24 protein-coding genes are annotated in these 26,111 nt (G+C 69.9%); 11 read left to right on the top strand and 13 right to left on the bottom strand.

Annotated elements, in window-relative coordinates; all coding sequences use genetic code 11:
* Positions 1 to 48: 48 nt before the first annotated feature.
* A complete protein-coding gene (locus tag BW730_RS17245) occupies positions 49 to 999 on the bottom strand; it encodes an intradiol ring-cleavage dioxygenase (RefSeq protein ID WP_077687351.1) in 951 nt (316 codons plus the stop codon).
* Between the two features lie 118 nt (positions 1,000 to 1,117).
* Here BW730_RS17245 and BW730_RS17240 point away from each other — a divergent pair, with 118 nt between their 5' ends.
* Positions 1,118 to 1,693 carry a hypothetical protein gene (locus tag BW730_RS17240; RefSeq protein WP_077687350.1) on the top strand — a complete coding sequence of 192 codons (576 nt, stop codon included), beginning with the start codon at positions 1,118 to 1,120 and terminating at the stop codon, positions 1,691 to 1,693.
* A 14-nt stretch (positions 1,694 to 1,707) separates the two neighbouring features.
* Entirely contained in the window at positions 1,708 to 2,289 is a 582-nt protein-coding gene (locus tag BW730_RS17235; RefSeq protein WP_077687349.1) for a type II toxin-antitoxin system PemK/MazF family toxin, read from the top strand.
* A gap of 19 nt (positions 2,290 to 2,308) precedes the next feature.
* Here BW730_RS17235 and BW730_RS17230 read toward each other — a convergent pair whose 3' ends face one another.
* Positions 2,309 to 3,019 (bottom strand): alpha/beta fold hydrolase, encoded by a 711-nt coding sequence (locus BW730_RS17230; protein ID WP_077687348.1) that lies wholly within the window; start codon positions 3,017 to 3,019, stop codon positions 2,309 to 2,311.
* Positions 3,020 to 3,132: 113 nt separating this feature from the next.
* On the opposite strand from BW730_RS17230, the gene BW730_RS17225 reads away from it, so the two are divergent.
* The 7 genes from BW730_RS17225 to ppk2 all read left to right on the top strand — a co-directional run bounded on the left by BW730_RS17225 (position 3,133) and on the right by ppk2 (position 9,817).
* Positions 3,133 to 4,143: a methionine ABC transporter ATP-binding protein gene (locus BW730_RS17225; protein WP_077687347.1), complete on the top strand. Its 1,011-nt coding sequence runs from the start codon at positions 3,133 to 3,135 to the stop codon at positions 4,141 to 4,143.
* Positions 4,140 to 4,823, top strand: a complete 684-nt coding sequence (locus BW730_RS17220) for a methionine ABC transporter permease (RefSeq protein WP_077687346.1) — start codon at positions 4,140 to 4,142, stop codon at positions 4,821 to 4,823. Before BW730_RS17225 ends, BW730_RS17220 begins: the two co-directional genes overlap by 4 nt.
* 90 nt (positions 4,824 to 4,913) lie before the next feature.
* Positions 4,914 to 5,756, top strand: coding sequence for a MetQ/NlpA family ABC transporter substrate-binding protein (locus tag BW730_RS17215; RefSeq protein WP_077687345.1), 843 nt, complete (start codon positions 4,914 to 4,916; stop codon positions 5,754 to 5,756).
* Between the two features lie 135 nt (positions 5,757 to 5,891).
* A complete protein-coding gene (locus BW730_RS17210; protein ID WP_077687344.1) occupies positions 5,892 to 6,572 on the top strand; it encodes a polysaccharide deacetylase family protein in 681 nt (226 codons plus the stop codon).
* 114 nt (positions 6,573 to 6,686) lie between these two features.
* Positions 6,687 to 7,298 carry a hypothetical protein gene (locus BW730_RS17205; RefSeq protein WP_077687343.1) on the top strand — a complete coding sequence of 204 codons (612 nt, stop codon included), beginning with the start codon at positions 6,687 to 6,689 and terminating at the stop codon, positions 7,296 to 7,298.
* A 500-nt stretch (positions 7,299 to 7,798) separates the two neighbouring features.
* Positions 7,799 to 8,461, top strand: a complete 663-nt coding sequence (locus tag BW730_RS17200; protein WP_077687342.1) for an HAD family hydrolase — start codon at positions 7,799 to 7,801, stop codon at positions 8,459 to 8,461.
* Positions 8,462 to 8,920: 459 nt separating this feature from the next.
* Positions 8,921 to 9,817, top strand: coding sequence for a polyphosphate kinase 2 (gene ppk2 / locus BW730_RS17195; protein WP_077687341.1), 897 nt, complete (start codon positions 8,921 to 8,923; stop codon positions 9,815 to 9,817).
* Here ppk2 and BW730_RS17190 read toward each other — a convergent pair.
* From BW730_RS17190 to BW730_RS17145, 10 genes are all read right to left on the bottom strand, one after another.
* The gene (locus tag BW730_RS17190) at positions 9,814 to 10,206 is read right to left on the bottom strand and encodes a hypothetical protein (RefSeq protein WP_077687340.1); all 393 of its coding nucleotides are present in this window, start codon (positions 10,204 to 10,206) and stop codon (positions 9,814 to 9,816) included. The genes ppk2 and BW730_RS17190 overlap by 4 nt on opposite strands.
* 87 nt (positions 10,207 to 10,293) lie before the next feature.
* A complete protein-coding gene (locus BW730_RS17185; RefSeq protein WP_077687339.1) occupies positions 10,294 to 11,166 on the bottom strand; it encodes a class I SAM-dependent methyltransferase in 873 nt (290 codons plus the stop codon).
* Between the two features lie 48 nt (positions 11,167 to 11,214).
* The gene (gene mraY, locus BW730_RS17180; RefSeq protein WP_077687338.1) at positions 11,215 to 12,297 is read right to left on the bottom strand and encodes a phospho-N-acetylmuramoyl-pentapeptide-transferase; all 1,083 of its coding nucleotides are present in this window, start codon (positions 12,295 to 12,297) and stop codon (positions 11,215 to 11,217) included.
* A 127-nt stretch (positions 12,298 to 12,424) separates the two neighbouring features.
* Complete coding sequence (locus BW730_RS17175; protein WP_077687337.1) at positions 12,425 to 13,621, bottom strand: VWA domain-containing protein; 1,197 nt, start codon at positions 13,619 to 13,621, stop codon at positions 12,425 to 12,427.
* Positions 13,618 to 15,990, bottom strand: coding sequence for a DUF5682 family protein (locus BW730_RS17170; RefSeq protein WP_077687336.1), 2,373 nt, complete (start codon positions 15,988 to 15,990; stop codon positions 13,618 to 13,620). The genes BW730_RS17175 and BW730_RS17170 overlap by 4 nt, the downstream gene beginning before the upstream one ends.
* A gap of 1 nt (position 15,991) precedes the next feature.
* Complete coding sequence (locus tag BW730_RS17165; protein WP_077687335.1) at positions 15,992 to 17,098, bottom strand: ATP-binding protein; 1,107 nt, start codon at positions 17,096 to 17,098, stop codon at positions 15,992 to 15,994.
* Positions 17,095 to 18,642: a DUF5691 domain-containing protein gene (locus BW730_RS17160; RefSeq protein ID WP_077687334.1), complete on the bottom strand. Its 1,548-nt coding sequence runs from the start codon at positions 18,640 to 18,642 to the stop codon at positions 17,095 to 17,097. Before BW730_RS17160 ends, BW730_RS17165 begins: the two co-directional genes overlap by 4 nt.
* Positions 18,639 to 19,931 (bottom strand): SWIM zinc finger family protein, encoded by a 1,293-nt coding sequence (locus BW730_RS17155; RefSeq protein WP_077687333.1) that lies wholly within the window; start codon positions 19,929 to 19,931, stop codon positions 18,639 to 18,641. Before BW730_RS17155 ends, BW730_RS17160 begins: the two co-directional genes overlap by 4 nt.
* Positions 19,932 to 19,986: 55 nt before the next feature.
* Complete coding sequence (locus tag BW730_RS17150) at positions 19,987 to 20,391, bottom strand: hypothetical protein (protein ID WP_145952952.1); 405 nt, start codon at positions 20,389 to 20,391, stop codon at positions 19,987 to 19,989.
* A gap of 619 nt (positions 20,392 to 21,010) precedes the next feature.
* Positions 21,011 to 22,084: a GNAT family N-acetyltransferase gene (locus tag BW730_RS17145; protein WP_077687331.1), complete on the bottom strand. Its 1,074-nt coding sequence runs from the start codon at positions 22,082 to 22,084 to the stop codon at positions 21,011 to 21,013.
* A gap of 396 nt (positions 22,085 to 22,480) precedes the next feature.
* Here BW730_RS17145 and BW730_RS17140 point away from each other — a divergent pair, with 396 nt between their 5' ends.
* Positions 22,481 to 23,452, top strand: a complete 972-nt coding sequence (locus tag BW730_RS17140; protein ID WP_145952951.1) for a patatin-like phospholipase family protein — start codon at positions 22,481 to 22,483, stop codon at positions 23,450 to 23,452.
* Between the two features lie 85 nt (positions 23,453 to 23,537).
* Positions 23,538 to 24,497, top strand: a complete 960-nt coding sequence (locus tag BW730_RS17135) for a DUF368 domain-containing protein (RefSeq protein WP_077687330.1) — start codon at positions 23,538 to 23,540, stop codon at positions 24,495 to 24,497.
* A 9-nt stretch (positions 24,498 to 24,506) separates the two neighbouring features.
* On the opposite strand, the gene BW730_RS17130 is transcribed toward BW730_RS17135, so the two are convergent.
* Positions 24,507 to 26,081: a hypothetical protein gene (locus BW730_RS17130; protein ID WP_077687329.1), complete on the bottom strand. Its 1,575-nt coding sequence runs from the start codon at positions 26,079 to 26,081 to the stop codon at positions 24,507 to 24,509.
* Between the last annotated feature and the right edge of the window lie 30 nt (positions 26,082 to 26,111).

Raw genomic sequence — 26,111 nt, 5'->3', positions numbered from 1 at the left:
CTCCTTGGCTTGGGGTGGCCTGCCGACCCAGACTATGCCCGGTAGGGGTCAGCGCTTCGGCGGCTGAGGGCCTTGTCCGGGGCCATTGCCGCCCATCGATTCACCCTGCCCCGGCTCCGTCGAGGTGTCGACGGGGACGCTCAACGTCACCGTCAGGCCACCTGCGAGATCGCCAGTGACGGCCCCGAGCTGGTGGGCCCCTTCGTCGTCGCCGAAGACATTGTCGCTTGCCAGCGTGATGCCGGCCAGGTTGTCGGTCGAGTTGGCGTAGCCGTCGGTGGCGTAGACGTCCTGGCAGATGGCCTGCGGCAGCGCGACCTGGCTCGTTGCGATCTTGTTGTTCGCGTCGGTGATGCTCGCCTCGTCCGGATAGACCTCGAAATGGATGTGCGGCCACCGTCCCGAGTAGCACCCGGGGAAGATGCTGGTGAAGCGGACCTTGCCGTCGGCGTCGGCGATCTGGACGCCGCGCAGGTAGTTCTCCTGCGTCAGGCCGTCGGTGTACATCGAGTAGCCGCCGTCGCGGGTGCAGTGCCACACGTAGACGGCGGTGCCAGCAAACGGGGCGCCGCCGTTTGCGAGGTCGAGGATGGTCAACTCCAGCGTCATGGGGATGCCCTCGGCGGTGGTGGTGCTGGTGCCGAACGAGGAGCGGATGTCGGAGCGCACCACGCCCGACTGCTCGAGCACGTCGGCCCCGTTGGAGCCGTCGCCCGGGTAGGGCCCCGCGGTCTCCTCGGGGATCTCGGTGAGGTCGCCGATGGACGCGGAGGCGGTGGTCGACGGGGCCGCGCTCGGCGATGAGGTCGCGGCGTCGGTGGTGGTCGGCGCCGCGGCGGCACACGCGGAGAGCGTGATGGTGCCGACCCCGACCCCGAACAGTTGCAGCAGTCCGCGGCGCTTCAGCAGGGTGCCGAGGTCGAACTGGAGCCCCTGATCGACCACGAGGTCGTCGGGGTCGGTGAAGGGTCGCCCCTCGTAGGTCGGTCGCTCGATCATGTGCTTGTCCTTTCGTCGGTGCACTCAGCCTCGCGCCCGACTCTGTGCGTTCGCTGTGGCCCGACTGTGCCGTGGCAACGACCCTTGCCGTGCCTGGCGGGTGCCGTAGGCTGGCCCGGTGACCGACCAGAAGCAGATTCAGACTCTGCCGCCGCTCGAGGAGTTGAAGCCGAGCACTCCGCTCAGCCCTCGCACCGGCGAGCCGACGCGTCCGGTCGTGGCGTGGATCGGCGCGGGCGCCGCTTACCTGGCGGTGGCGTGCGTGATGGGCGTCTACGCGCTGCACTGGTGGCAGGCCGCGCACCCGGACAGCTACGCAGGCTCCGCGCGACTCATCCAGTGGGTCGCCCCCGACCCGGGCAAGTGGCTGTCGCTGACCCTTGAGGGGGTGCTGGCCGCGGCATCGGTGCTGGCGGCTGGGGCGGTCGGCGTCGCCGGCTTCCAGGCGTGGAACGGGTGGAAGTGGTCGCGGTGGGCCGGGCTGATCGGCCTGGTGCTGATGGGTGGCTACGCGGCGGTCACGTCGAACTGGGCGTTCGTCGCCGTCGGGCTCGCCCTCGTGACGGCGGTCGTCGCCTTCCTGCCGCCCATGCGGCGGTACTTCGAGCGTTGGTCAAAGGTGCGCGCCGAGCGCCCGGCCGGCTACCGGCGGCCCGCCTGGATCTTCTATGGCCGCCTGCCCCGCTTCCGCTGACTAGACTCCGCCTCATGGCCGGATCCAACCCCTTCCTCGACGGCGCCCTGAGGGTGCTGCGACAGGTCGCGAACCGCGCGCTGGAGCGTGCCACGCGACCCGAACCGAAGCGTCCGACGCGCCGTCGCACCACCACCCCCAAGCCCAAGCAGCCGGCCCGGCCGACCACGCCGGCGGCGCGCGGTGGCTCGTCAGGCTATCCGGGCGACTTCACGGGCAAGCCGAACATCGTCTACCAACCCCACGAGGACAAACGGGCCGACCCGGGCGAGATCGTGTGGACGTGGGTGCCGTACGAGGAGGACCACAGCGAGGGCAAGGATCGCCCGGTGCTGCTGATCGCGCACGACTCGACGTGGCTGCTCGGCCTGCAGGTCACCTCGCAGGACCACGACCGGGACCGCGACCAGGAGGCTCGGGCCGGGCGCTACTGGGTCGACATCGGCACCGGAGAGTGGGACGCGCAGCGCCGCCCAAGCGAGGCGCGGGTGAACCGGATCATCAGGATCGACCCCGACGGAGTCCGCAGGATCGGGGCGATCCTCGACGAGGAGATATTCCGGGCAGTGGCCCGCGAGGTGCGCCGCTACTACTGACCCGCACCGCTGATCCGCGCTACCGACCAGGAGCCGGGCCGAGCGACTCGGCCTCGAGCAGCAGCCTCTGCAGCGTCCGCGTGTACGGGACGGGGTGCGTGAGGTTCACCATGTGGGTGCCGTAACCGAGCACGACGAGGCGACCCCGAGCCGCCTGGCCGGCGAAGCGGCGTTCCTGGCCGCGGAACTGGTCGAGGTGTCCGTTGAGGAACGCGACGGGTGCGTCGATCCGTGCCGTGTCGGCGAGCAGGTCGAAGGTGGCGACCGCGGCGACCGCCCGTTCGACCGTCGCGAGGTCGGCCCGTCCCTTCCGGAGGAAATGCCGAGCCGCCCCCTCCCCCATCACGCGGCGCACCGCCGCCTCGCCTCCCCACCGGTCGACGAGGCCGATCACCTTCCCATAGGCGCGGGCGCTGCCCGGCCCTGGTTGCGTGGAGCATCCGGCCGCCACCACGGACGCGAGCGGGTGGCCCGTGCCCGCGGCGGCGTGCAGCGCGAGCATGCCCCCGAGCGAGCAGCCGACCAGGTGCGCGGGGCCGTCCGCCTGCGCGAGCGCGTCCTCGATGGTCCGCAGCGCCGCCTCTGCGGTGAACCTCTCCCCCGCGCGGTCGCCGTGTCCCGGCAGGTCGGGCGCGATGCAGCGCCACCTCTTCCCGAGCAGGGCGATCTGCGGATCCCACATGCTCGACGACGTGCGGAGACCATGGATGAACACGACTGGGCGGGTCACAGCACAACGATAGGCGGTTTCGCGGTGCGCGAACGTCGCCCGGACACCCCTCCCACAATTCGGCCAACCCGGTGCCGCCTGATTGAATTGACCCCGGCAGAACAGGAGCCGCCATGATCACAGTGCGTGACCTCTCGAAGGTCTACCGCCAGGGCAACCGCGAGGTGCGCGCCCTGGACGGGGTGTCCCTGACGGTGCCGGAGGGCTCGATCCACGGCATCATCGGGCACTCGGGCGCGGGCAAGTCGACCCTGGTGCGCTGCCTCACGATGCTCGACAAGCCGAGTTCGGGACAGGTCGAGATCAACGGCGTCGACCTGACCGCCGCCCGCTCGGACGCGCTGCGCAAGGCGCGGCGCCGGATCGGCCTGGTGTTCCAGCAGGCGAACCTGTTCGACTCGCGCACGATCGCCGACAACGTCGCCTACCCGCTCGAGATCATCGGCGCCCCCAAGGCCCGCACCCGCGAGAAGGTCACGGAACTGCTCGGCCTCGTCGGCCTCGCCGACGCGGGCGCCGCCTACCCGGCGCAACTCTCCGGCGGCATGCGGCAGCGCGTCGGCATCGCCCGGGCGCTGGCGACCGACCCCGACGTGCTGCTCTTCGACGAGCCCACCTCGGCGCTCGATCCCAAGACCACCGACGAGATCTTGGACCTGATCCAGTCGCTGCACTACCACGCGAACCTCGCCGTGCTCGTCATCACGCACGAGATGCACGTCGTCAAGCGGATCTGCGACTCGGTCTCGCTGCTCGAGGGCGGCCGGATTGTCGAGTCGGGCAGGCTCGTCGACGTCGTCAACCGCCTGGACGGCCGGCTCAGCCAGGCGCTGCTCGGCATCCCTCCACACGTCGACCTGCACGGCGTCGGCACCCTCGTCGACGTGCTGTCCTCCGGCCCGAAGGCGCTGCAACCCGTGGTCGCACACGTGTCGAAGGCCGTCGGCGCCGAGATCGCGATCCTCGCTGGAAGCGTCGAGCACCTGGCGGGCACCACCTTCTCGCACCTGCGCCTTGAGGTACCGGACGGGGTCGACCCGCAGTCGGTCATCGACGAGTTGAAGGCGCTCGGCGCCGACGCAGCCCTGACGAGTTCGCTTCAGCACGTGGAGGAGGTCGCATGATTCCCCTCGACGGCACCTGGTTCGCCAACCCGGCCATCCAGAACGCGATGCTGCCCGCCATCGGCGAGACGCTGCTGATGGTCGGCATCTCCTCGCTCGCGACGCTGCTGATCGGCCTGCCGCTCGGCGTCCTGCTCTACGTCACCCGCCCGGGCGCGATGAGCGCCAACCGGCCGGTGAACTTCGTGCTCTCGGCCATCATCGTCAACATCACCCGGTCCTTCCCGTACGCGATCCTGATGGTCGCGCTGATGCCGTTCACCGCCTGGCTGGTTGGCACCAAGATCGGCCCGGTCGCGGCGTCGCTCTCGCTTGCCATCGCGGCGATCCCGTTCTTCGCCCGGCTCGTGGAGACGGCGCTGCGCGAGGTGCACTCGGGCAAGCTCGACGCGGCGCAGGCGATGGGCTCGACGAAGTGGCAGTCGATCACCAAGGTGCTGCTCCCCGAGGCGATGCCCTCCCTCGTTGCGTCGTTCACGACCACCGTCGTCACGATCGTCGGGTACTCGGCGATGGCGGGCCTCGTCGGAGGTGGCGGCCTCGGCCGGCTGGCCTACAACTACGGCTTCCAGCGTTACCAGATTGACGTGATGATCATGACGGTGGTCCTGCTGATCGTCCTGGTGCAGATCATCCAGTGGACCGGCGACGCGATCTCCAAGGCGATCGACCACCGCTGACCCCCCCCAGATTTCCCGCCGAGGCGGGACGGCCACCCCGGCCAAACAGGCGGCCAACTTGTTGTTGGCCCAAAGCAAGGAGGAACCCTCATGCGAAAGATACTGACCGCAGTCGCTGCCTCGTTGGCAGCCGCAATGGCCCTGACCGCGTGCGGTTCGGGCAACGCCACCCCCGAAGGCACCACCTCGGCGCCCGCCGCGGGCGGCACCACCAAGCTGGTCGTCGGTGCGAGCCCCGTGCCGCACGCCAAGATCCTCGAGTTCGTCCGCGACAACCTTGCGAAGGACGCGGGCCTCGAGATCCAGATCAAGGAGTTCGACGACTACGTGCTGCCGAACGAGGCCCTTGCCAGCAAGGACCTCGACGCGAACTACTTCCAGCACCTTCCATACCTCGAGAACCAGATCGAGGAGAAGGGCTTCGAGTTCTCCCACGGCGAGGGCATCCACATCGAGCCATTCGCGCTGTTCTCGAACCAGTACCAGGCCGCGTCGGAGGTCCCCGAGGGAGGCCTGATCGCCATCACCAACGACCCGTCGAACCAGTACCGCGGCCTGAAGCTGCTCGAGGAGAACGGCCTGCTGAAGGACGTCACCCCCGAGACGACCGTGCTGACGCTGAGCGATGCGCAGAATCCGAAGAAGCTGAAGTTCGAGGAGACCCAGCCCGAGGTCGTCGTGCAGTTGCTCGACGATCCGAAGGTCGCCGCCGCGCTGATTAACGGCAACTTCATCCTGACCGCCGGCCTGAAGGCCGAGGACGCCATCGCGATCGAGAAGGTGGAGGGCAACCCCTACGCCAACATCCTGGTGTGGCGCACCGCGGACGACGGCAACGCCGCGATCAAGAAGCTCGACGAGCTGCTGCACTCGCAGGAGGTCAAGGACTTCATCAAGAAGGAATGGCCCTCCGGCGACGTGATCCCCGGCTGAACCGACTGATCCGAGAGGGCCGCTGCGCGACACGCGCGGCGGCCCTCTTGTCGTGCATCCGAAAGGGCGAATCCACGCACGCCCCCGCGGCCCTACGATCGCATCATCCGCACCGGCAGGCCAGGGGGAACCACCATGAGACTCGCCAGATTCTGCATCTCGATCGGCGCGACACTCGCGCTGCTGCTCGCCATGAGCCCGACGCCGACCGCCTCGGCCGACTACTCCATCAGCCGCGGTCCGAACACCTCGAACCGCGTGATCCTGACCTTCGACGACTGCCCGAAGTCGCTCTCCTCGTTCAAGTCGACCCTGAAGGCGTTCAAGAACCTGGGCGTGCGCGTCGCGCTGTTCCCGACGGGCGACTGCATCAAGGCCAAGCGCTTCGACGTGGGCTACGCCCTGTCGATGGGGCACTACGTGTTCAACCACTCCGTCAGCCACCCACAGTTGACGCGGCTGAGCTACTCCTCCGTCGTCAAGCAGTTGAAGGCGCCCGGGGTCGTGACGACCTATGGTCGCCCGCCGTACGGGGCGTACAACTCGACGGTGCGCCGCGCCTACACCGCCGTCGGCATGAAGATGTGGACCTGGACGGTCGACACCAACGACTGGAGGGGCAAGTCAACCTCGCAACTGGTCAGCTACGTGGTGCGCAACGCGCGCAAGGGCGACACCGTCCTGATGCACATGCAGTGGCACGGCTTCAACGCCACGGCCGTCTCCGGCATCAAGAAGGGCCTCGCCGCCAAGGGCATCGGGCTGTGCCGCGACACGGGGGCCGTCCCGGCCAAACCGTCCGGGATCAGTTGCTGAGGCACGACCCGCTCACGAATCGCCGTACGACCGTGGTCCACGGGCGCTGGCCGGTGGGCCCGAACTTGCCGCCCGGCCTGGTGGGCCGGGCGGAGCGTGAACGATGATGGGGCCATGCGCTCCTGGATGACGGCGGCCTGCGCGGCCGCGACGACGCTGACGCTCCTGTCGGGGTGCACGGCGGGCCCGAACCCCTCGCCGTCCCCGACTGTGGTGGCAAGCGAACACGAAGAGCCGGAGCCGCCTGCAGTGCCGGTGGAGACGGAGCCTGAGTCGACGCCGTCGCCCGCGCCCCAGCAGGGCGCCATCGCGCAGCCGGACGAGAAGATCGTGGCGTCGTTGGAGTGCGAGGACGTGTCCAAGGCGACGCACCGCAGTTACGAGAAGCGGTGGGGTCGCCCGGGGCTGTCGGAGGCAACCCAGGTGTTCGTCGGAGAGGGCATCGACCCGGGATCGCGGTGGTGGGTCGTCGTCGACTTCTCGGACGCTCCGACCCCGGAGTCGCCGGCGAAGGGCGCGGCCTACCTGACCAATGCCGAGGACGTGGACGGCGAGGCGCAGTGGCTGGTCGCTGGCAGCGCCGAGTCGGTGGACCCCCCGGGCTACGGGAAGTACTTCCCGAACGTGAAGTGGGACCTCGAGGGTCAGAGGCGGTTGGTCTCCGCCGTGGCGAAGGGCTACCAGTGCCTCGGCAAGGAGTACCCCGAGCCGGTCGCCGCGAACTGATGGCTCGGTCGCTGAGCTTGTCGAAGCGTCCGCAACCACCGCTCGCTGAGCCTGTCGAAGCGTCCGAAACCACCGCTCGCTGAGCCTGTCGAAGCGTCCGAAACCACCGCTCAGCCTCGGACCCCTCGACAAGCTCGGGGAACGACACCACCGCCCACTGAGCCTGTCGAAGCGTCCCCAACCACCGCTCGCTGAGCCTGTCGAAGCGTCCCCAACCACCGCTCGCTGAGCCTGTCGAAGCGTCCGAAACCACGCGCTCAGCCCTCGGACCCCTCGACAAGCTCGGGGAACGACACCACCACTCGCTGAGGCTTCGAGGCGTCCGCAACCACACGCTCAGCCCTCGGACCCCTCGACAAGCTCGGGGAACGGGAACAAGCTCGGGGAACGGGGGACAAGCTCGAGGAACGAGGAACAGGCCCGCGTAACGGGGTCGGCTCGCCCACGTGGATGGCGACCTTGCCAGGGCACGATCGGCGCGCCGGGCATAGGGTGAGGGTGTGAGCATCCCAGCAGTCCTGTTCGACCTCGACGGCACCCTCGCCGACACCGTCCCCCTGATCGCCGAGCACATCGCGACGACCGTCACGGTCTTCGGCGTCCCGACCGAGCCGATGGCGGTGGTCCCCTACATCGACAGGCCCCTCGAACTGACACTCTCGGAGCTGAGCGGATTCAGGGCCGACGATCCCCGGATCGCTGAGATGGTCACCACGTACCACGAGAGCTGGTACGGCGCGATCAACGAGCAGGGCCACGAACTGCTGCTCCCCGGCGTGCACCAGATGCTGCTCAGGCTCCGCGACGCGGGCCTCGCGATCGGCGTCGTGACCGCGAAGACGACGCCCGAGGCCGACCACCTGCTGGAGATCATCGGGATCCGCGGCGACGTCGACGTGCTTGTCGGCACCGAGATGGTCGACCGCGGCAAGCCAGCGCCAGACTCCGCGTGGATGGCGCTCGAACTGATGGGCGCCCAGGCCGGCGGCACCTGGTACGTCGGCGACGCCACCTCGGACATGGAGATGGCGCTCGCCGCGGGGATGCGGGCCATGGGCATCACCACGGGAGCCTCCTCGCGCGAGTCGCTCCTCGAGGCGGGCGCGGAGGCCGTGGTCGAGCGCGCCGAGGAGGTCGCCGACCTCGTCCTGGCCAGCCGCTGACCCGTTGGTTGAGCCAGCGGCCGCGACGCAGTCGCGCGCGCTGCGTCGAAACCCCCGGCACCCGGTGCAGCGACTCTCACCAACCCCCTCCCCGGTCCATCCCGAGACCCGCTGCACGTGCAAGAGGTTTCGACCGATGAAGTCCGCTGACGCGTCCTTCATGGCTCAACCAGCGTGCCTCGTTGGTTGAGCCAGCGGCCGCGACGCAGTCGCGCGCGCTGCGTCGGAACCCCTGGCACCCGGTGCAGCGACTCTCACCAAGCCCCTCCCCGGTCCATCCCGAGACCCGCTGGACGTGCAAGAGGTTTCGACCGATGAAGTCCGCTGACGCGTCCTTCATGGCTCAACCAGCGGACCCACCGCACGCGCACGAAGGTTTCGACCGATGAAGTCCGGTCCTTCATGGCTCAACCCGCGGTTGTTCACCCGCGCGACACCTGGACAGGGTATGTATTGCCCATGACCCAGAACATGCCGCTGCGCGAGTACATCGATCACCTCAAGGAAGAGGGGTACCGCGTCGAGGGCGCAGAGGGCGTCGACCCGGAACTGATCGCGCCGGACGGGTCGGCCATCGACACCTGGCAGGACGGCTACCCCTACGACTCGCTGATGGACCGCACAGACTACGAGCACGAGAAGTACCTCCTCCAGGTCGAGTTGCTGAAGTTCCAGTACTGGTCCCAGGACACCGGCGCCAAGCACGTCCTCGTCTTCGAAGGGCGCGACGCGGCCGGCAAGGGAAGCACCATCAAGCGGTTCAACGAGCACCTCAACCCGCGCGCGGCCCGCGTCGTCGCCCTCTCGGCACCGTCGAACACCGAGCGGGGCCAGTGGTACTTCCAGCGCTACGTCCAGCACCTGCCGACCGCCGGCGAGATGGTGCTGTTCGACCGGTCCTGGTACAACCGGGCGGGCGTCGAGAAGGTGATGGGGTTCTGCACCGACGAGGAGTACGAGACGTTCATGCTGCAGGCGCCGCAGTTCGAGCGGATGCTTGTCGAGTCGGGCATCAGCCTCACCAAGTTCTGGTTCTCGGTGACCCAGGACGAGCAGCGCACCCGCTTCGCGCTGCGGCAGTTGGACCCGGTGCGGCAGTGGAAGCTCTCCCCCATGGACCTGGAAAGCCTGGACCGCTGGGACGCCTACACCGAGGCGAAGGAGCAGATGCTGCTGCGCACAGACAAGAAGTACGCGCCGTGGACGACGGTGAAGTCGAACGACAAGAAGCGCGCACGGATCAACGCGATGCGCTCGTTCCTGTACCAGTTCGACTACGAGGGCCGCGACGACTCCGTCGTGTACGCGCCTGACCCGCTGATCGTGCGCCGCGCCAAGCACACCTCCGGCGACTAGCCGCCGATCCGGAAGCTCGCGAGGTCCGACCCGTCCAGGGAGAGGTAGGCCTCGCCCTCGGGCGTCGGCTCGGGGATCTGGAAGGTCAACTCTGCGGAGGCGTCGGCCGCGACCTCACCGGTGTCGGCCGTGACGATCGGATGGTCCCGATCCGTCCTCGACAGAACGTCGATCCGCGCCGTCCCCCGGATGGGCTTGTTGGGGCCGCCGCCCGTGTCGCTGCAGCCGTCCCAGAGGTTCGACACGGTCACGGTGACCGACTCGCCCGGGGCCACGACGTCGGGCAGCCCCGTCACCGTTGGGGCGGCACAGGAGGACGCGCCCGACGAGCAGCCGACGAGCAGGGCCAGGACGGCGCCTGCCGCGAGCCGGCCGAGAGTGTGCGTCATGCACGAAACATAGTCCCGCGTGGCCGGGTTCGGGCGGGAAGCGTCGGAGGTTTCGACCGATGCGGACCGCTCCGCGCTCCGCATGGCTCAACCAGCGCGCCGGGCGACCAGGGTGAAGCTCGCGGGCAGGCGGTCGGGACGGTCGCGGAGCCGGAACTCGCCGACCTCGTCCATCTCCATCATTCCCGGCACCGCGTCCCACGGGACGCTGTCGTGTTCGGCGAGCAGTTCAAGCGTGAGGCCCGCGTCGAGGACGGCCATCACGATCTCGGAAATGGCGTGGTTCCACTCGATGCTCGTGGGAGAGGCCACCGCCTCGGTGCCCGCATAGCTGACGGCGTCCTCCCAGACCATCGGCTCGTCGCGCTCCCAATACGGCAACTCGAGCGATGGCGTCAGCGAACCGACACCGGTCAGCCACTCCTGCTGGTCCGAGTCGGGCTGCACCTGCCCGACGGTCACGGGGAGCACCGAGTTCAGCACGGGATGCCCGTCACGCACGAACAGCCGACCGCCGGGCCGCAGCAGGTCGGCCGCGGTCTGCGCCCAGCGGCGGATGTCGGGGATCCAGCAGAGTGCGCCGATCCCGGTGTACACGAGGTCGAAGCGTTGCCTTCCGAGCGCCTCGACGGCGCCGTACACGTCCGATTCGACGTAGTCGATGTCCAGGCCGACGCGTTCCGCGATCCGGCGCGCGTAGCGCAGCGAGTTCGGCGAGAGGTCGAGCCCCGTCATCCTCGCGCCGAGGCGGGCGAGGCTCAACGTGTCGGTGCCAAGGTGGCACTGCAGGTGCACGCCGTCGAGGCCGTCGATGTCTCCGAGGCGCGGCCGGTCGAACGCGACGACCTGCGAGATCCAGCCTGGGTCGTCGATCTCGCGCAGGTCGTAGCCGCCCTCGCCCATGTGGACGTCGGCCCGCGAGTCCCAGTTGGCCCGGTTGACGTCGAGGTAGTCGCTCATCTCACCAACCTAGCGGCAGCAGCGCCTGCCGGCCTCCAGGTAAGGGGCTCAGGCGAGCCAGGTGGCGTAGAAGATCGCGAGGCCGGCAAGCACGCACAGGCCGCACAGGATCCACAGCCGGATCACCATGGCCGCCTCGCCCCACTTGTCGTCGAAGTGGTGATGGATGGGTGCGATCGGGAAGATCCGCTTGCCGGTGCCCGTCAGTCGCCGCGTCGCCTTGAAGTAGTACCGCTGAATCAGCACCGTCATGGTGTCGAGGACGAAGAGGCCGCCGATCACGGCGAGCAGGAGTTCGGTGCGCGACATGATCGCGAGCCCCGCAAGCGCCCCGCCGAGCGCGAGCGACCCGACGTCGCCCATGAAGATCTTCGCGGGCTTGGCGTTCCACCAGAGGAACCCGATGCAGGCGGCGGCGACCGTCGCGGAGAACACCGCAAGGTCGAGGGGGTCGCGCACCGGGTAGCACTGCTCGGCGATGACCGTCGGCCGCGGGGAGTTGCAGCGCTGGTTGCTCTGCCACACGCTCAGCAACGCGTATGCGCCGAAGACCATCGCGGCGCTCCCCGCCAGCAGGCCGTCCGCGCCGTCGACGATGTTGGTGGCGTTGGAGGTGGCGGTCACCATGAACCAGATGATCAGCAGCACCACCACGAGCGGGAGTTTGATGCCCCAGTCGTGGGTCGTGGAGAGGTACATCGACGCGGGTCGCACGCCCTGCGCGTCGGCGAAGAACTGGGTGGCGAGGATACCGAACCCGAGCGCGACCACGGCCTGCCCGATGATCTTGCCCTTGGGGCTGAGGCCGCGGTTGTCCTGTGTGAACACCTTGATGTAGTCGTCCAGGAAGCCGATCGCGGCACAGCCGACGAAGAGGAGCAGCGCGAGCCATGCGCTGGCGCTCGGCAGGTTGCCGGTGACGAGGGTGCCGGTGAGGTAGGAGACCACGGTCGCGACGACGATGACGACGCCGCCCATGGTCGGGGTGCCGCGCTTGACGTGGTGGGCGGTCGGGCCGTCGATGCGGGTGGGCTGCCCGAACCCGATCCGGCGGAACAGGCCGATGGCGAACCACGTCCCGAGCAGGGAGACGACGATGGCCAGCCCGCTGCTCACCAGCAGTGCCCTCATGGAATCGACCCTTCGGACGGACGTCGGTGCGGGCGCGGAGGTGCCCCACCGCTCGCCATTGTGGCGCACGCGCGCGAGGTACCCGGGATCGCCACGCTCCCTCGCCGGGTATCCCCCGCGAGGCGCGCTAGGTGGAGTCGGGCTCGGCGTGCGTCGTGACGATGTCGTTGGCGGCCGCCCAGGCGCCGATGTCCTCGCGCTGGATCGCGGTGGCCATCAGGTCGGGGAACAGGTCGGGCGTGCAGGCGAAGGACGGGACGCCGACCGAGCCGAGCGCGTTCGCGTGCTGCGGGTCGTAGGACGGCCTGCCCGAATCGGACAGCGCAAGCAGCGCGACCATCGTCGCCCCCGAGCCGACGATCGAGTTGGCGCGGCGCAGCATCTCCTCGGCGATCCCGCCCTCGTACAGGTCGCTGATCAACACCAGCACCGTGTCCGTCGGCTGGGTGATCAGGCCCTGGCAGTAGGCAAGCGCCCCGTTGATGTCGGTGCCTCCGCCCAACTGCACGCCGAACAGCACGTCGACGGGGTCGTCGATCTCATCGGTGAGGTCGACGACGGAGGTGTCGAACACCACAAGATGCGTCTTGACCGAGCGGAGCGAGGCGAGCACCGCACCGAACACCGCGGAGTAGACGACCGACTCCGCCATCGAGCCCGACTGGTCGATGCAGAGGATGATCTCGCGCTCCACCTGCGACTGTCGCCGGGCATTCCCGACGAGCCGCTCCGGGACGACGGTCTTGTGGTCGGGAAGGTAGTTCTTCAGGTTGGCCGCAATGGTGCGGTTCCAGTCGACGTCGCGGAACTTGGGCCGGTTGGTGCGCGACGATCGATCGATGGCGCCAGTGACGGCTTGGACGGTGCGCGACCGGAGCCGCTCCTCCAACTCGTTGGTGACCTGTCGAACGACGGCGCGCGCGGTCTCCTTGGAGTGCTCGGGGATCACGCCGCTCAACCCGATCAGGGTGCTCACGAGGTTGATGTCGGGCTGCACCGCGCGCATCATCTCGGGTTCCAGCAGGAGTTCGCGAAGGCCGAGGCGTTCCATGGCGTCGCCCTGCATGACCTGGACCACCGAGCTCGGGAAGTAGCTGCGGATGTCGCCGAGCCACCGGGCGACCTTTGGGCTCGAACTGCCGAGCCCGCCGCGCCGGTCGGCGTCGTACAGGTCGGTCAGCACCTTGTCGCGGACGGCGTCGTCCTCGCCCAACTGGACGGGCGCCCCGTCGAAGGTGACGCCGTCGGCCTCGTCGGAGCCGAGGATCAGCCGCCAGCGGGTCAGCCGCTCGGGTGTCCGGCCGACGGTGGTGTCCTCGCTCATGCCGCCTCCCATCCGAGCATCCGGGCGACCGCGCCGATGCCGGGGGCGGCGGCGGCCAGGTCCCAGTCGCCGCGCACGTCGTCCTCCCGCGCGCCCGTCGAGACCTGCTCGCCGATCATCTTGCGTTCCGGCTTGGCGAACTGGGTGAAGGTGCGCCTGAGGAGGGGAAGGAGGTCCTCGAACGCCTCGGTCGCTACCCCCGCGACCCACCCGTCGACCAGGGCGAGCAGGCCGGGGTCGTGGATCAGGATGATGGCGGAACCCGCGAGGAAGCCGTCGAGCCAACCGGCCGAGTCGACTGGGTCGAGCACGGGAGACAGCCAGGTGCCCATCCGCCTGCCGACCTCGTCGCGGTCGACGCGTTCCGCGTCGAGCAGCATCCGGGTGGCGCGGCCCGCGAGGCGCCCCGGCACCTGATCGCGGGCGGCGACGACGCCGAGCGCCGAATACCACTGCCCGAGGAGTGCGTCGTCCTCGATCAGCGTGAGGCCCGCGTGCGCCGCGTCGACGGCCTTGACGAGCGCCGCGGCCGATTCCTCGTCGATGCCGACGCCCGCCATCGGGAGGCCGACGCAGCCGCGGGCGACGATGGCGCGCAGCACCGTGTTGACCTCGGTGGTGTCGACGCCACGGACGGTGCCGTAGCGGGTCACCTGAGCGAGCGGTTCGACCGCGCCCAGCAGCCCTGCGACGTCGGTGTTGACGGCGGAGCGGTCGGCGAGCGTCTGGACGACGTCGTGTACCGGTAGCTCCGCGGTGAGGCATCTCGAGATGAGCTCGGACAGGTCCCTCAGCGAGGTCGCCTCGCGCGCGAGTTCCGCGGCTTTGGCGGAGGCGGCCGACGCGACGGTGGTGCCGAACAGGCTCGCCTCGACGACGGCGACTGCCAACTCGGGCACCCACTCGAGCTGCCACGACTCCTTGAAGGTGCCGGTGGTGCGACCGGCGTAGGTCGGCGACCCCCACCCGATGCCGAGGAGGACGAGCCGGTGCAGCAGGATCGACCTGGCCAGCCCGCCCGGGGTGCGGAGGTCGAGCGTCACCGTCTGCACAGCTGCGGTGGGCTTGAGCCTGGTGGCCCGCTGCGCCGCTGCCAGGTCGGCCGCCAGGGGCACCAGCGGGGCGCGCTCAGGCACGGCCCCGAGTTCCCTTCCCACCACCAGGTCGTCGTGCACGAGCCTCAGTGGGATCGGGTTGCCGTCGGCCAGAATGCTGAGCGCCGAGTCGTCAAGCTCCGAGAGCCCGGCGCTCGGACGCCCGCGCAGCGACGCGAGGGTGCTCGCCAACCTCGTGGCCTCCACGACGGAGGCCGTTGACGCGTCGATGCCTTGCTGACGCAGCGCCCTCGCCACCCGGATCAGCCAGCTCATCGCCACGTCGTGGTCGAAGCCGGCTGCCCAATGGTCGAAGAGGTGCCGGTACCAGCCCGGGGATGAGACGCCCGCGCCGTACCCCGACTCGTAGCTCAGCCGCGACGCCGTCCACGGCACCCAGGCCGCGGCGGCCTTGACCTTCGGCAGCCCCTTGAGGAGGCGGTTGTCCTTGGCGACCGGCGGGAAGGTGGCGGGGTCGAGCGCGGGCGCGTGCCACGCCCCGCACACCACCACGATGCGCTGGTGGCCGTCCTTGATGGCCTGCCGCAGCACCTTGCGCATAGCGGCCTCGCGCACGGCCGTCATGGCCTCGCCGACGGGGTCGCTCAGCGCGTCGATGTGGAGGGCGCCGCCGTCGAGGATCGGAGAGTCGGGGTCGGTCTCGTCGGCGCGAAGCTCGGCGATCGACTCGCGGATGGCGGCGAACCGGTCGAGCACCGAGTCGGTTCTCTGCTCGACGGCGTCCTCCCACCACCGCTCCGGGTCGTCGTACCCGGCGGCCGCGGCGAGCGCCGTGATGGGATCCGACGGCGCGCGCCGGGCCCGCTCATCTGCCCCGGCCTCGGCGCCGTTGGCGGGCGCGTCGGCCGCCTCGTCGACCTCCTCAGGCTGGTCTGCCCCCGGTGCCGTCGCCTCGGCGAGTCGCCGCTCGCGTTCCTCGGCGATGCCTTGGGCAATGGCGAGGGCGTTGACCGCCGGCAGGTCGAGGAAGCGCTGCTGTGAGCCGTTGCGCGCGGCCCATCGCATCGCGACCCACTCCGGGGAGAAGCTGGCCACCGGGTAGAAGCTGGAGAGCCTCGGGGACTCGGAGGCGTAGACGAGCGCCGCCACGGGCGGCACCATGTCGGGGTCGCCCGCGAGGTCGGTCAGCTCGTCCAGCTCTGGCGCGCCCTCGATGAGGACCAGGTCGGGGCGCAGCTCGTCGAGCGCCTCGGCGACCGAGCGTGCGGAGCCGGGGCCGTGGTGCCGGATCCCGAGGACGTGGACCTCCGACATGTCAGTTGGCGGTCTCGAGGTCGCGGCAGGCGCGGTACAGGTCGGCCCATTCGGGACGGTTCCGCACCACCGTCTCGAGGTACTCCTGCCAGATGACGGTGTCCTGGATGGGGTCCTTGACGACAGCGCCGACGAGGCCGGCCGCGACCTCCTCAGCGCCCACCCTGCCCTCACCGAAGTGGGTGGCGAGGCTGAGCCCGCTCGTCATCACCGAGATCGCCTCGGCGGTCGACAGGGTGGAGCTGGGCGACTTGATGGTGGTGCGCCCGTCCGCCGTCTGCCCGGAGCGCAGCTCGCGCATGACCGTGACGACCCGTCTGATCTCGGACAGCTCGGCCAGGTCGGCGGGGAGCTCGAGCGAGGCGCCGAGGGAGGCGACGCGGGTCTGCACGATCTCGATCTCCTGGTCGAGCGAGTCGGGAAGCGGCAGCACCACGGTGGTGAACCGGCGGCGCAGCGCCGAGGACAGGTCGTTGACGCCCTTGTCGCGGTTGTTGGCGGTGGCGATCAGGTTGAATCCGCGTCTGGCCTGCACCTCGGTGTCGAGCTCCGGGATGGGGAGCGTCTTCTCGGACAGGATCGTGATGAGCGAGTCCTGCACATCGGCGGGGATGCGGGTCAGTTCCTCGACGCGGACCAGGCCACCGTCGGCCATCGCCCGCATCACGGGGCCGGGCACGAGCGCCGCCTCCGACGGCCCCTCGGCGAGCAGCCGTGCGTAGTTCCAGCCGTAGCGGATCGCCTCCTCTGGCGTGCCTGCCGTGCCCTGCACGACCAGCGTCGAGTTCCCGCTGATGGCGGCCGCGAGATGCTCGGAGACCCACGACTTCGCGGTGCCTGGCACGCCGAGCAGGAGCAGGGCACGGTCGGTGGCGAGCGAGGCGATGGCGATCTCGATGAGGCGCCGGTTGCCGAGGTACTTGGCGCTGATCGCGGTGCCGTCCTTCAGCGTGCCGCCGAGCAGATAGGTCGACACGGCCCATGGCGACAGCTTCCACTGCGGTGGGCGCGGGCGGTCGTCGACGGCGGCCAGCGCGGCGAGCTCGTCGGCGTAGGCCTGCTCCGCGTGGGCGCGGAGAACCTGGTCGGTGCTGGTCGTGGTGCTCACTGTGCCTCCTCGGCTGACGCGAATGCGTCGCGGATGGTCTGGTTGAAGGTCTGGAACTGCATGATCGTCAGCAACTTGGCGCGCGCCTGCGCGAGCTTGTCCGGGTCCTTGACGGGCCGGGCTAGCAGTTCCCTCGCCTGCGCAAGGCTCTGGGGGCCGAGCCCGGCGATCAGGTGGGCGTCGAACGCGTAGAGGAAGTAGTCGCCGTCCTCCGCGCCGCCCAACCGCCTCACGATCGCCTCGGAGACCTCACGGGACCAGGGCTGCGGGGTCGCCTTGATCGCGCTGACGAAAAGGTGGGGGCTCTCGGAGGTCTTGGCCGAGTGCTCGAGCAGCCAGCCCTCGCGCTTGGCGGGCGACATGACGGCGACGACGCGCGGATTGGTCGTGGTCGGGGCGATCGCGTCGGCCCACTCGGCGTCGCCCGAGTTCGCGATGGCCTCGGAGAAATGGTGCGCGTCGGAGCTGTTCGAGTCGAACGCTTCGACGATGTCGCGCGGCTTCAGCCCGGAGGCCTTGACCCACACGTCGAGCGGGGCGGCCTCGATCATGGCGCCGAGCCACGCCGTCGGCTGGTTGGCGTCGGACGGGTCGGGCGCCGGGAGCCCGTCACGGGTGCCGGCCTCGTCGACTCCCTGGGGTAGCGCGAGCCGGATCCGGGTCGGCCGGAGCAGCTTCTTCTCGACGGTGATCAAAGGGGCGAGGCGCTCCCCCATCCGTGCCCTGAATCGGGATCCGCCGAGACCCGCCAGCATCGCGACGGCGACCTCGCGGACGGACTTCGCGCGGTCTTCGAGCGCCGACTCGAGCAGGTCCTCGTCGCCGAGCGAGAGGGTTGCCGCGAGCGTCTCCAAGTGCTCGGCGCGGGCCTTGGCGGGCAGCTTCGACCAGTGTGCGCTCAGCAACTCGCGGCCCCGGTCCGGGTCGGTCGCGCGGAGGCGGCGAAGTTGGATCGCGGCGGCGGGCGTGTCGAGGGTTGGCCACTCGCGGACCAGGTCGTCGATCTGCCCTGGCGCGACGGTGTCGCCGAGCGCCTCGTCGCTGTCTACCGTCACCTTGAGGAGCTTCGGGTCGAAGTTCGCCGCGAACCAGCGGCCTCGCTCGCCCCAACAGTCACTCAGCAACTGGCGCGCCTTGACCTTTGGCCGGGCGAACTCGAAGAGCTCGGGAAGGGCCTCCGGTCGCACGACGAGGTTGTGAGCTCCGCAGACCCGCAGCCAGGTGAGGATCAGCTCGTCGCGCAGTTCGCCCTTGAGCGGCGGTTGGCGCAGGATCAGCGAGAGCACCCGGGATGCCTCAGCCGGTGGATACGCGCGTGTCTCGGGTGGTGCCTGCGTCGTTGCCACGCACGCGACCGGGCGCGCCCCGGCGCGACTCATGACGTCGAACAGCGCAGCCTGATCGAGGAATGTCTCGCCGTCCTCTGGAGGCGTCCCGAACCCGCTTGGGGCGCCCGCGGAAGCCCGCCGACCCGTGCCGACGAGCGCGGCCGTGCGCAGCGCGCTCGCCCAGGCCACCACCTCCGACGGGTTCAGGTCGGTCATGAGGCGACCACCGCCCCAGCCGATGCGATGGCGAGGATCCGCAGTCGGGCGTCCTCGAGTTCCCCGAAGACGTCGAACGGGTGCCCACCGGTGATCGCCATCAGCAGGTGAATGTCGACGTCGTCGCCCAGGAGGACGCCCGTGCCGTCGGCGTCGAGGGCCGCGGGCGGGTCGGCCTGCAGCCTGATGTCGGTCAGGCTGACGGGATGGCGCGTGCGCCACGGGGCCACTGCAAGCGCGGCGGCGGCGTCCCCGATCGCCTGCGCGATGCTGACGCCATTGCCGATGCTCTCGGCTGGCGCGCCTGCCTCGGGCTGGTCCACGAACAGGACCCGCTGCGGCGCGTTACCCGGGTAGAACGCGAGGGTCGCCGTGAGTCGGGCACCCGAGAGTTGCGGCACCCCGAGTGCCTGACCGGGGCCCGCCGTCTCGAGCAGCAGCCCCATCTCGCCGTCGTCGGCCCTGAGCCAGGTGCGCTGCTGTTGCAGGGTGCCGGTGTCGCTGCGGTGCGCCCCCATCACCTGCCATACGGCGGTGCGCTTGCGGCCGGCGCGGACCTGCTCGGTGGGGGTAGGCAGCCCGAGGGTGGCGCGCAGGTCGGCCTGGTCGGCCTCCGAGAGGTGGTCCCGACGCGTCCACGCCCGCGTCAGCAAACGAAGCCTGCCCACCTGACGAAGCATGTGGTCGGCCCAGTCGTTGCGGCTGAGGGCCTGCTCGCCGAGGCTGCGGACCCGATCGGCGAGGCCAGGCAACTGCGCGTCTACGAGTCGGGCAGCGGCGCGGTCCCAGTAGGAGTACGGCTGGCTTCTGGCTGCGGCGAACCCGCCGCGGGCGAGGTCGGCAAGCCAGAGGGTGAAGTCGTCCACGCCGGCGTCCATCTTGGCGAGGCGCTCGGCGAGCCGCTTGGCCTGCGCCTCCGGGTCGACGGGGGCCTCTGCCTTCTTGGCCTTCGCCTCGGCCTTCTCGGTGCGCTGTTCGGCCCACTCCTTCGCGAAGTCGGCCATCGCCGCATCGTCGCCGACCACTCCGCGGGCCCAGAGCAGCAGGAGCGCGATGGCGTGCTTGCACGGGAACTTCCGGCTCGGGCAGGAGCAGCGGTAGGCGGGTGCGACCAGGTCGACGCTGGTCTGGTAGGGCGTCTTCCCCGACCCCTGACACTTGCCCCAGACGAGGGTCTCGTTGGCTCCGGTCTCCGACCACGGGCCAGGCACCGCCAGCTTCTTGCCTGCGGCGATCGAGCTCGCATCGGGCGCGGTCGCCAGCACCTGCTCCTCGCTCCAACGGCTCATGCGGCGGCTCCGTCAGAGATGGTGGTCTGGGTCGTCACGGCCCCATTCTGCCCAGTCAGAGGTGCACCGCGAGCAGGATCGCGAGTCTTTCCCGGGGGCGCCTCAGACTCTCGCGCGCCCGCTTCCCGGGCCCGTCGGCCCGGATTCGGCGACCCGGCTTGAGGTGGTGAAGTTCAGTACCCCGGCCCAGCCGGGGGCCCCAGTCGAGACGAGCGCGGTCGGCCTGGCGCTCGGCGCGCCGGTGCCGGGCGTCGGTGACCAGGGTCCAAGCCAGCAGCGCGTAGACGGGCACGATCGAGACCGGCCCTGCCCATGCCATGCCCTCGGGGTCGGGAATGTAGAGGGCGAGGTTGAGCACCGCGCACCAACAGAGGGCCGCGATCCACAGCACGAGGCGCAGGGGCGAGAACAGGACGGCGAACCGCCTCTTGATCGAGTGGCGGTAACTGGGCTCACTCACGGACGCCTCCCGGGCCATGCTCTGTCGAGGTCGCACAGACCTGGGCGACAACGCCACCATAGCGACCGTCACCCCTTGCCAGAGGTCAATGCGGCAAAGCAATCGGCCGAGCCGCGCGAGTGCGCGGGGCGCGGCCGACCGCGGGTTGAGCCGCGCCAAGCGCGCAGCGCCGCAACGACCGCCGACCGTGGGTTGAGCCGCGCCAAGGCGCGAAGCGCCGCAACGCCCGCCGACCGTGGGTTGAGCCGCGCCAAGGCGCGAAGCGCCGCAACGCCCGCCGACCGTGGGTTGAGCCGCGCCAAGGCGCGAAGCGCCGCAACGCGCGTCGAAACCAACCCGCACCGACAAGCACACCCGACCACAATCGGACCCCTCGACAAGCTCGGGGAACGGGGTACCTGCCAACCTCACCAGGTTTCGACCGATGCCAGCCGCTCCGCGCCTGTCATGGCTCAACCAGCACCCGACCACAATCGGACCCCTCGACAAGCTCGGGGAACGGGGGACCTGCCAACCTCACGAGGTTTCGACCGATGCCAACCGCTCCGCGCCTGCCATGGCTCAACCAGCATTCGTCACGGGTCTTCACCAATGCCGACCTGTCCGCGCCCGACATGGCTCAGCCAGCGACGAGCCGCTTCTGCATCGCCGCCTCGATCAGGATCGGACGGAAGCCCAAGGCCTCGTTGACGCCGAGCATGAAGCGGTTCTCCTCCGCATTCCACGTCACGACCGCCTTCGCGCCAGGGTCCGCGTCGCGCACCTGGAGCAGGTTGGCGGCCTTGACGAGCATCCCGAGCCGGTGGCCCCGATGCTCGGGAAGCACGATCGTGTCCCACTGGTCCACCAGCGCGTCAGGGTTGATCCTGTCGCGGAACAGTTCGCTCAGCGCGACGATCTCCCCGCTGTGCCGGTGCCTCACGACGGTGCGCCAGATCCGGTTGCGCGGCAGAAAACGGTCCTCGATCTCCCGCAACCGGGCGACGTCCCAGGTCGACTCGATGACGTCCATTCCGCCGCTCGGCGGGTCCGTGTCCATCCGCTCCTTCAGGACGACGAGCCCACCGATGATGTCGTCGTCGGCGACCCCCTCCCAGGCGATCAGTTCGTACTGGTCACCGGCCGCGGCCTCCGCCTCGGCGAGGGCCTCCTCCGGGGCGACGAGCGGTGCGGCGAAGTCGTAGCGGCTGACCCGTTCGATCTGCTCCATGGCGAAGCCGTTGTTGAGCGAGAACCGGATGCCCGAGAAGTTCGCCGGCGCCCGACCGATTCCCGTGGTCGGCACCGCGACCGGTTCGTCGCCCGCGATGGGAGCCATCACCCAGGAGGTGAGTCGCTTGAGTCCCGCCTCGGCGGCGAAGTCGTCGAGGCGGGCGAGCAGCGCCGTGCCGACCCCGCGGCCGCGGAAGCCCTCATCGACGAAGACGAGCACGTTGCCCATGTCAGGCGAGTCGCGCTCGTTGACGTAGAGGTTGGCGAACCCGATCACCGTGTCGCCGTCGAAGGCGAGGATCCGTCGGACCCTGTCGGTGGTGTTCGACTTGGCGAGCGACAGCGACGACTCGTCGTCGACGTCCCACTCGGCGGTGCCGATGAGTTCGTGGTTGTAGGCCCGGACGAGGTCGCCGCGCGCGACCCACACGGGGTCGTCCGCGCGCTCGGGCAGCGAGATTTCAGAGATGGTGATGGGCATGATGAGTTCCTGGAGAGTTTCTGGGCGTGCTTGGACGACGGGGTCACCACGATTGGGCGACGCGCGCTGAGGTCACAGGCGGTTGATCATCATGGCGGAAATGTTTCCACAGCACGCCGGGCTTGGCAAGGCCCCCCAGAGGGGAGCCCCAGCAGCCGGCGCGCAGCGTCTCCCGACCTCGCGCCGGTCGACCTCGGTGCGGCGCGGCCGGTCGCGGACGCCGACGACCATTGGCGGAGGCGTCGCGCGGGTGTATCTTTGGCACGATTTCGTGAGCTTGGAGAAGGAGGTGAGCCCCATGCCAGCAGCCCGCGCACTGGGCGCTCCCCGCGGTTCACGATTCCGCGGCTGACCGGCCGCATCCGGAGCGCCGACCCCACTCGAAAGGCGACTCCCATGAACCACGACTCAGCAGTACCAACGACACCCGACGGCAACTGGCCGCTGCCCTCAACCATCCCGCCCGTGCCACCGGGCGCCCCCGCTCGCCGCGCCCTCGTCCTCGGCGGCGGAGGCGCCGCGGGCAACGCGTGGGAGATCGGCCTGGTCGCAGGCCTCTTCGCGGGAGGCGTCGACCTGAGGACCGCGGACCTGATCGTCGGCACCTCCGCCGGCGCGACGGCGGCCGCACAACTGACGGGCGGCCCATCCCCCGCCGACCTCCACGCCGCGATCCTCGACGAGCACTGGCCCGTCCCGACCGGGCCGACGCCCGTTCCCCACGCGGCGGCTCAGACCTACCTCGACTGGTCCGACGCCATCATTGCCGCCTCCGCCGACGCGTCGGACATGCGTCGACGGCTTGGCGAGGCCTCCATCTCCCTGTCCGACGGCGACGCGGACGACCAGCGACGCTGGCGTGAGATCGTGGCCAGGCGGCTGCCCGCCACATCGTGGCCCCGTCAACGGGTGCTGATCACCGCGATCGATGCCGACACCGGCGAGCCCGTCGCCTTCGACGAGGAGAGCGGCGTCGACCTGGTGGATGCAGTGGCCGCGAGCACAAGCACCGGCTTCGGGATGACGGGGCCATACGTGATCGGCGGACGCCGCTTCCTGGACGGCGGATACCGGCGCAGCGAGAACGCCGACCTCGCCTCCGGCCACGAGGCGGTGATCGTGCTCGCCCCGTTCGGCGGGCGCAGCAGGATGCCTGCGGCCTGGCGGATGGACCTGGGAACCCAGAAGGCCGAACTGCTCGCCGAGGGCAGCGCGGTGCTGACCCTCGTCCCGCCGCCGGAGGTGCGCGACATCTTCGACGCGAACGCCGCCGATCCCGCGAACCGGAGACGCGCCGCCGAGGCCGGGTACGCCTCGGGTCTCCGCGACGCCCGCTCCGTCGAGGACGTGTGGGAGGTGCCCCGGTGAGCCGCTGAGCACGGGATGCTCAGGTCGGAGGAACGGTCACGTAGGGTTGTCCCGACATCCGCGACCCGACCGAGACGAGCACCGCATGGCCGAGCCCACCCCTCAGCAGGACCTAGACGTCGAGACCGACGTGACGCGTCCCGACTCCGTCGGGAGTTGGTTCGCGCGCCTCCTGAAGGGCATCGCCGTCGGCGTCGGTGCGATCCTGCCCGGCCTGTCCGGCGGCGTGCTTGCGGTCATCTTCAAGCTGTACGACCCGCTCATCCGATTCCTGGCGAACCTGCGGCGCAACTTCGTCAAGAACGTGCTGTTCTTCATCCCGGTCGGGATCGGCGTCGGCGCTGGCATCGTGCTGTTCTCCGTGGTGGTCGAGGCCGCGTTCGGCAGGTACGCGGCGCAGTTCATCTGCCTGTTCATCGGCTTCGTGATCGGCACCTTCCCGTCGCTGTTCAGGCAGGCGGGTAAGCACGGCAGGAGGACGCTCGACTGGGTCATCATGGGCATCGCGGCCGTCGCGATCTTCGCGTTGATGTACCTGGGCGGCGAGAGCACCTGGCTGGCCGTCGAGCCGAGCATCCCGGTCTGGTTCGGTTCCGGCGCGCTGATCGGCCTCGGCCTGATCGTTCCCGGCCTCAGCCCGTCGAACTTCCTGATCTACTTCGGGCTGTACGACAAGATGGCGACCGGCATCAAGAACTTCGACATGGGCGTGGTCATCCCGCTCGCGCTCGGCCTGATCGTGTGCGTGCTGCTGCTCGCGAAGGTCGCAGAGTGGGCATTCCGCAAGTACCACTCGCAGATGTACCACCTGATCCTCGGCATGGTCATCGGGTCCTCCGTCGCGATCTTCCCGACCGTCGTCTTCCCTGCCTTCAGCGAGGCGGGGTTGGCTGCGTCGGGGCTCTCCCTTGGGGGTGCTGTCGGGTTCGCCGTCGCGCTGTTGGTCGTCGGCACCGTGGCGTCGTTCCTGTTCAGCAGGGTGGAGGACCGCGTCTCCGACCAGCGCGACGCCCTCGACGCCGCCGCGAAGGAGTCGAAGGGCTGAGCGGGCGCGTCAGGCCGCCAGTGCCCGCGCGGCGGCCTTGGCGCGTTCGGCCGCCTCGACCAGTTCCTGGCGGGCAACGCTCTTGCCCTCATACTCGGAGGCCAGCCTGAGCGCCGTGGAGTCGGCGGCGGATCGCAACTTCTCGACGTCCTTCTCACCGTCCTGCACGGCCCGCTTCCCCGTCGACATCTGCGAGTAGCCCCAGAATCCGATCCCCAGCGAGACGAACAGCAGCACCACGAAGCCGGGCGCGAAGAACATCAGGACGATGCTGAGCGCGGCGAGCGCCCCGCCCGCGATCAGCGCCGGGCGACCGTTCCTGGTCCGCTCCACCTCGGCCTCCGCCTCCCTGCCGATCCGCCTGAACTCGGCCCGCATGGCGGCATCGTCGGCCCCCTCCCGCGTCACGGCGACCCGACCGCCCGACAGCATCGCCTGAGGCTCCTCGATCAGGGTCGGGTCTGCCTGCTCCACGACCCACGGGTCGAGCACCCGGGCGACCGGGCGCAACACCTCGCGGCGGTCCCGCCTGCTGAGCGTCTCGTCGACGAGCGTGTCGCGCAGGCAGTCGACGGTGGGCCGATCCATCGGCGCCGCGGGCTCGTCGCTGGGCGCCTCCTCGCGTGAGATCTCCCTGCGCAGCGCCTCCGCCCGGTCGAGCAGGTCGCGCTCACCCTGGTCGCCGTCGGCGATGACGGCACGGGCAAGTTCCGCCAGCCCCGCCTCGACGGCCTGCCTCGCCATCGCCGGGTCGTCCGCGCTCGACACCGAGGTGCGCGCGAACCCCTCCTCGTCACCAGTGGCGACCGGTTCGAGGGTCACCTGCCAGGCGTCGTCGCGCCCGTCGCCCTGGTCGGCGACCGCCTCAAGTTCGGCGGCATAGCGGTCGAGGACGGCCACACCGGACCCCTTGCTCCCCGCCAGGGTGCGCAGCCAGGCGACCCAGTCGTCGACGCCCGCCTCCTCGACGACCTTCGCCAACCGCGCCATCACGCGTGGCAGGGCCGCGGGGCCGAAGGCACCAGCGAGGACCAGGCGCCACAGACCCTGCTGGCTCGGGGTCCACGACGGGCCGTCGAGCAGTACGGCGACCGCCTGGCTCTGGTCGGAGGTGTCGCCGAGCAGTCGTCGCGCGACCGTCAGGAACAGCGCGGCGTCGCCTCCGCGTCCGGTCGCACGGGCGGCGAGGTCCGGGTCGACGGCCCCTCCGGGGTGCAGCGCGGCGATGGCGGGTGGCAGCCAGTAGCCGTCGATGTCGGGGCGCTGCTCGGGTCGGGTGCCGTCCCGCAGCAGGGCGAGGTCGGTCAGCGCGAAGCGGCGGGCCTGCTCGTTCATGGGGAACGCGGCGAGTAGTTGCCGGATCGAGTCGAGTTCGACGAAGGAGTAGAAGGACCTCGTCAGCGAGTCGAGTCGCTGCTCGACGTTGCCAGACAGGTTCTGGAGTTGCTCGCGCATCTTCGCGGCGTCGGAGCCCATCTGGCGCAGCATCACTGCCTGGTCGTTGATGGCGCTGCGGACGATCTCGCGCTGCGTGTACTCCGACGTGAACCAGGGGGCAGGCACGGCCTCGTAGCGATCGGTCATGGTCCTAAGTCTGGGGCATCGGCGTGCCAC

Source organism: Tessaracoccus aquimaris, from assembly GCF_001997345.1.
GTDB lineage: Bacteria > Actinomycetota > Actinomycetes > Propionibacteriales > Propionibacteriaceae > Arachnia > Arachnia aquimaris.
The sequence above is the reverse complement of the archived record's forward strand: the minus strand, read 5'-3'. Positions and strand labels throughout refer to the sequence as shown.